This is a genomic window from Lysobacter antibioticus HS124 (assembly GCF_000336385.2).
GTDB lineage: Bacteria > Pseudomonadota > Gammaproteobacteria > Xanthomonadales > Xanthomonadaceae > Lysobacter > Lysobacter firmicutimachus.
In genome coordinates this window covers 9,886-16,348 of the sequence record NZ_HG424555.1, presented here as the reverse complement: position 1 = coordinate 16,348, position 6,463 = coordinate 9,886, and the positions used below count along the sequence as shown (strand labels likewise).

Below are 6,463 nucleotides of genomic sequence, written 5' to 3'. Positions count from 1 at the left end.
GGGGGGGGCGTGGGTGCGGCGTTCGGCATCGGCGCGCCGGCGTGCAATCCCGACTTCCCGGCCGGCCTTGCGGTCGCCGGCCCGCCGCACGCGCTGCCGTGCCTCCGGCCCGCAAGGCGATCGTTTGCCGGGGCCGTCGACGGCCCCTCTTGCGCATCGCCGCGCCAGGTTCGACGATGCGGCGGGGAATTCGTAGGGGAAGAACGATGTTCGACAAACTTTCGCGCAGCTGGGAGCTGGTCAAGGCCAGCGCCGCGGTGTTGCGTTCGGATCGGGAGCTGATGCTGTTCCCGGTGATTTCGGCGATCTGCGTGCTGGTGGTGCTGGCCACCTTCCTGATCCCGGTGGTGGTCATGGACGCGTTCGCCGACGGCTTCGGCGCCGGCGCGGCGGTGCTGACGTTCGCGTTCTATTTCTGCCAGTACTTCGTGATCATCTTCTGCAACTGCGCCCTGGTCAGCGGCGCGATGATCCGGCTGGAGGGCGGCAACCCGACCCTGGCCGACGGTTTCCGCGCCGCGACCGCGCGGCTGGGCTCGATCGCCGGCTACGCCGCCATCGCCGCGACCGTCGGCATGATCCTGCAGGCGCTCAAGGATCGCGACAACAACTTCATCGTGCGCCTGATCGGCAGCGCGCTCGGCGCGGCCTGGACCATGGCCACTTTCCTGGTGGTGCCGGTGCTGGTGGCCGAGGACATCGGCCCGGTCGACGCGGTCAAGCGCAGTGTCGCGCTGTTCAAGCGCACCTGGGGCGAAAGCGCCGCCGGCATGGTCGGCATCGGCTTCGCCTTCGCCGCGATCATGGTCGGCACCGGCCTGGCCGGCTTCGGCCTGGCCTGGCTGCTGGGCCTGGTGTCGTCGGCGCTGGCGGTACTGGTCGGCGCGCTGACCGTACTCGCCCTGCTCGCGCTGGCGGTGTACCAGAGCGCGCTCGGCGGAGTGTATTCGGCCGCGTTGTACCGCTACGCCAACGAAGGCGAGCTGCCGGCCGGCTTCGAGGGCCTGCAGCTGGAAAGCGCGCTGGTCCGGCGCTGAGCGCGCTGCCTGTAAGGGCGGCGCGAACCGCGGCGAACCGAAGAGACGTTCCAAAGCGCGCTAGCCGCAGTCCGGACAGTCGGATCGTGCGGATTGCGCCGTTTGCCCGGTCTGCGGCCGCAGCGCCGATATAAACCGCTGCGACTGTCGCGGCTCACGCCGCTCCTGCAGCGGGGCGGCGGTCGCGCGGATGGGCCGCGGGCCGTATCCTGACGGCCCGCTTGCCGTGCGCCCGTGCGCGCCCCGAATCACGTGAATTCCTTCGATCTGCCCACTCCCGACGCCGATGCGCTGGCGCACAGCGCGCGCCTGTCCGCCCTGATCCATGAGCAGATCGCCGCTCATGGCGGCGCGATCCCGTTCTCGCGCTTCATGGAGCTGGCCTTGTACGCGCCGGGTCTGGGCTACTACAGCGCCGGCGCGAGCAAGTTCGGTGCCGAGGGCGATTTCGTCACCGCGCCCGAACTGGGGCCGGTGTTCGCCGCCTGCGTCGCCGAAGCGGTGGCGCCGGTGCTGCGGCAGATCGGTCCGCAGGCGCGGTTCCTCGAGTTGGGCGGCGGCACCGGCGCGTTCGCCGAAGTGGTGCTCAAGCGCTTGCTCGAACTCGACGCGCTGCCCGATCGCTACGCCATCCTCGAACCCAGCGCGCAACTGCGCCACCGGCAGCGCGAGCGCCTGCGCGAACGCTTGGTGCCGCCGGTGTTCGACTTGCTGGAATGGCCGGACGGCCCGTTCGGCGACGAGTGGGACGGCGTGTTGTTCGCCAACGAAGTGATCGACGCGCTGCCGACGCCGCGTTTCGCGATCCGCAACGAGGAAGTGTTCGAGGAGTACGTGGTCGCCGACGGCGAGGGCTTCGCCCGCACGCTGCGCCCGGCCGACGATTTCCTCGCCAACGCCGTGCGGCTGGCCGAGCGCCGGCTGGAGCGGCCGCTGGCCGAGGGCTATCGCTCGGAACTGCTGCCGCAGTTGCCGTATTGGATCCAGGCCGTGTCCGGCGGTCTGCGCCGCGGCGCGATGTTGTTCGTCGACTACGGTTATCCGCGCAGCGAGTACTACGCGCCCGAGCGCGCCGACGGCACCTTGCGCGCCTACTACCGCCATCGCGTCCACGGCGAGCCGCTGCTGTGGCCGGGGTTGCAGGACCTCACCGCCTCGGTCGATTTCACCGCCCTGGTCGAGGCCGGCGTGGCCGCTGGCTTCGATCTGGCGGGCTACTGCAATCAGGCCAGCTTCCTGCTCGGCAATGGCCTGGCCGGCGTGCTGGAAAGGATCGAGCGCATCGCCGATCCGGTCGAGAAGCAGCGTCGCCTCGATGAGGTCAAGCGCCTGACCCTGCCCAGCGAAATGGGCGAGCGTTTCCAGGTGATGGGCTTCGAGAAGGAGGTCGAGTTCGGCGTCGCCTTTCTCGCCGGCGACCTGAGCTTCCGCCTGTGAGCGTCCTGCGCGAATTCCGCCGGCCCGCGCTGTGGTGCGCGCTGGGCGCGGCGATGGTGCTGGCGGTGGTCGGCGCGACCTTGCTGCCCGCGCACGACTTGCCGCCCACGCCGTTCTCCGGCTTCGACAAGATCGAGCACTTCTCCGCCTATGCGGCGATGTCGGTCTACGCCGGCATGCTGTTCGCGCGCCGCCGCGCCCAGGCGGTCGCCGCTGCGGCGCTGATCGCGCTCGGCGTGGCGCTGGAGTTCGCCCAGGCCGGCCTGACCCAGTCGCGTACCGGCGACGTCGTCGATGCGCTCGCCAACAGCCTGGGCGCGCTGTTCGGCCTGTTGCTGGCGGCGACGCCGATCGCCGGCTGGTTGCAGCGCCTGGACCGCCGTCTGGCGCCGCGCGCCGGGTAAGGGCGGTGGCGCGGGTTTTGCGCAGTTTTCCCTGTTCAGTGCGTCGAGAGCACACATCCCCCTGAACCATGGATGAGCCTCGCGCCAGTAAGGCGAGGCTTGTCACAGTGCCAAGGTCGGCAAGGTCACGTGGCGACTTGCGCAAAGGTTAAAAACTTGTGAGGCTCCACCGCGGGCTGATCCGGCCTGCCCGTCCCTCGCAAGGAACCCCTTTCATGTCCGTAGCGCACCGCAACCGTCTGGCCATGGCCGTGGCCACCGCCATGGCCGCCACCCTGCTGGCCCCTTCCGCTTTCGCCCAGGACCCTGCGCCGGCGCCCAGCCGCGAAGCGACGACCCTCGATGCGGTCCAGGTCACCGGTTCGCGCGTGCGCGGCCGTGCCGCCGAAGACACCGCGGCGCCGGTGGACGTGATCGGCCAGGAAGAACTGACCGCGACCGGCGCGACCGAGATCGGCCAGATCCTGCAGATGCTGGAGCCCTCGTTCAATTTCTCCCGCACCTTCGTCAGCGACGGCACCGACATCCTGCGTCCGGCGACCCTGCGCTCGCTGGGTCCCGACCAAGTGCTGGTGCTGGTCAACGGCAAGCGCCGCCATCAGCAGGCGCTGGTCAACGTGCAGCAGACCATCGGCCGCGGCTCGGCCGGCACCGACATCAACGCGATCCCGCTGTCGGCGATCGAACGCATCGAAGTGCTGCGCGACGGCGCCGCCGCGCAGTACGGTTCCGACGCGATCTCGGGCGTGATCAACATCATCCTCAAGAAGCAGACCGAGGAGACCCAGCTCTCGTTCCAGGCCGGCCAGTACTACGCCGGCGACGGCGAGAACTACTCGGCCTCGGTCAACCACGGCTTCAAGCTCGGCGGCGACGGCGGTTACCTCAATCTGTCGCTGGAATACCGCGACCGCGCCGAGACCAACCGGGCCGGCCCGGACAGCCTGCGCGTGAACCCGCCGCGGGTGACCCAGCGCCTGGGCGACGCCGACGCCACCGACGCCTACTTCTGGTTCAACGGCGGCCTGCCGGTCGGCACCGGCGAGCTGTACTGGTTCGGCGGCCTGTCGCGTCGCGAAGGCGACTCCTCCGGCTTCTTCCGCAGCGCCGGCGACAACCGCACGGTGCCGGCGCTGTACCCGAACGGCTTCCTGCCCAACATCCTGACCACGGTCGACGACCACTCGCTGGCGGTCGGCTACAAGGCGCCGATCAACGACAACTGGGACTGGGACGTCTCGATCAACCGCGGCCGCAGCAAGTTCGGCTTCGAAGAGAGCAACTCGGTCAACGTCAGCTGGTGGTACGAGCCCAAGCCGGGCGGCGGCATCTACGCGGCCTCGCCGACCAAGGCCGACACCGGCACCCTGCAGGCCGACCAGACCACCTTCAACCTGGACTTCCGCGGCACGCTCAAGGGCTTCAACGACAACCCGCTGTACCTGGGCACCGGCCTGGAATACCGCAAGGACGACTACCAGATCCGCCCCGGCGCGCCGGTGACCTACACCTACGGCCGCAACAACGACCGCTCGATTCCGATCCTCGGCCAGGCCGGCGAGACCGCGCAGCCGGGCATGCAGGGCTTCCCGGGCTTCTCGCCGAACGAAGCGGTCGACGACGGCCGCCACAACTACGCCGTCTACCTCGATCTGGAAACCAACCTGACCGAGCGCTTCCTGCTCGGCGGCGCGATCCGCTACGAGGACTACTCCGACTTCGGCAACACCACCACCGGCAAGCTGTCGGCGCGCTTTGACGCCAGCGACGCGTTCGCGGTGCGCGGCACGGTATCGACCGGCTTCCGCGCGCCGGGCGTGCAGCAGCTGTTCTACAGCCAGCGTTCGACCAACCTCAACGCCGCCGGCGAGCTGACCGACACCCTGACCGCGCGCCAGGACAGCGCGGTGACCCGCGCCTTCGGCATCGAGCCGCTCAAGGAAGAAACCTCCAAGAGCGCATCGGTCGGCTTCGTGCTCAAGCCCAACGACCGCTTCTCGCTGACCCTGGACGTGTTCCGCATCGACATCGACGACCGGATCATCTTCTCCAGCAACATCCAGCCCGAGGCGGTCGGCAACAACGGCCTGCCGTGCGCGGCCAACAACGCCAACTGCCCGATCCGCGCCATCCTCGATCCGATCGGCGTCGGCCAGGTGCTGTTCTTCACCAACGCCATCGACACCCGCACCACCGGCGTCGACCTGGTCGCCAACCACAACACCGAGTTCGCCGGCGGCTCCAAGCTCAATCTGACCGCGCTGGTCCACTTCAACAAGACCGAAGTCAAGTCGCGCCGCTCGCAGTCGGCGATCCTGCCGCCGAACGTGCTGTTCGACGACACCCAGGTGACCCTGATCGAGGAAGGCCAGCCGCGCTCGCACCACGTGCTGCAGGGCGTGTACGAGGTCGGCGCCTGGGAATGGACCGCGCGCGCCAACTACTACGGCTCGGTCGCCGGCGAAGGCTTTACCCCGGGCGTCAAGCAGCGTTGGGGCGGCAAGTGGCTGGGCGATCTGGCGGTGCGCTACAAGTTCAGCGACCAGCTCAGCCTGACCGTTGGCGGCAACAACATCTTCGACACCTATCCCGACAAGTGGGACAAGGTCAGCGGCGCGCCGTTCCCGCAGCTGGGCTTCAAGTACGGCTGGGAAACCCTGCCGTTCGGCATGAACGGCGGCAGCTACTACGCGCGGATCGATTACCGCTTCTGATCGCGCAAGACCGTCGCACCGAAGCCGCCGCGCTCACCCGCGGCGGCTTTTTTGATCGGGCTGGTCGGCCTTGCGCTGGGCGGCGATGGCTTCGATGCGGGCGCGGCGCATGGCTTCGCCGACCGCCGGCCCGCTGAGGCCGGGCGCCAGGTCGCTGGCGCGCACGGCCAGCGCGGCACGCAAGGCCGCAACCAGGGCCGCGCCCTGCGGATAGGGCTGGTCCTCCAGGCCCAGGCGGCCGCGCTTGTCGGCTTCGCAGGCCAGGCTCATCTGCTCGATCCGCTTCGGATTGCGCAAGCCGTCGCAACGCGCGATCAGTTCGTACACGCTGCGGGGACGCAGTTCGGCCAGACGATGCACGTTGAGGTGTTCGCGGCAGACCGCTTCGGCCAGCAGGCGGTGCTCGGTCGGAATCTTGAGCCGCGCGCACAGCGCGGCCAGCGGTTCCAGCCCGGCGTGCTCGTGGTTGTGGTGGCGCGGCAGCCGTTCGGCCGGGGTCAAGGCCTTGCCCAGGTCGTGGGTCAGCGCGGCGAAGCCGATCACGTCGTCGCCGGGCGCCAGCCGCGCGGCCATGTCCATCACCATCTCGGTGTGCACGCCGGTGTCGACCTCGGGGTGGTACTCCGGCCGTTGCGGCACGCCGTACAGCGCTTCGACTTCGGGCAGCACCGCACCGAGCGCGCCGGCCTGATGCAGGGTGCGCACGAACGCCGACGGCTGCGCGCAGGCCAGGGCGCGGCGCAGTTCCTGCCAGACCCGTTCGGCGACCAGCTCGGCGAGTTCTCCGGATTCGGCCATGCGCCGCATCAGCGCGATCGTTTCCGGCGCCACCTGGAAACCGTGCGCGGCGAAGCGGGCCATGAAGCGCGCC

The 6,463-nt window shown here is 69.4% G+C and carries 5 protein-coding genes; 4 read left to right on the top strand and 1 reads right to left on the bottom strand.

The window, feature by feature from the left end:
• Positions 1-206: 206 nt before the first annotated feature.
• From TX83_RS18130 to TX83_RS18115, 4 genes are all read left to right on the top strand, one after another.
• Positions 207-1,037 (top strand): DUF6159 family protein, encoded by an 831-nt coding sequence (locus tag TX83_RS18130; RefSeq protein ID WP_064749387.1) that lies wholly within the window; start codon positions 207-209, stop codon positions 1,035-1,037.
• A gap of 252 nt (positions 1,038-1,289) precedes the next feature.
• On the top strand, positions 1,290-2,474 hold the full coding sequence (locus tag TX83_RS18125; RefSeq protein ID WP_087960758.1) for a class I SAM-dependent methyltransferase: 1,185 nt from the start codon (positions 1,290-1,292) through the stop codon (positions 2,472-2,474).
• A complete protein-coding gene (locus TX83_RS18120; RefSeq protein ID WP_064749385.1) occupies positions 2,471-2,878 on the top strand; it encodes a VanZ family protein in 408 nt (135 codons plus the stop codon). The genes TX83_RS18125 and TX83_RS18120 overlap by 4 nt, the downstream gene beginning before the upstream one ends.
• Positions 2,879-3,093: 215 nt before the next feature.
• On the top strand, positions 3,094-5,592 hold the full coding sequence (locus TX83_RS18115; protein WP_075575242.1) for a TonB-dependent receptor plug domain-containing protein: 2,499 nt from the start codon (positions 3,094-3,096) through the stop codon (positions 5,590-5,592).
• Positions 5,593-5,625: 33 nt separating this feature from the next.
• Here the strand turns inward: TX83_RS18115 and TX83_RS18110 are convergent.
• A partial coding sequence (locus TX83_RS18110; protein WP_261370185.1) for an HD domain-containing protein occupies positions 5,626-6,463 on the bottom strand: 838 nt, incomplete at its 5' end.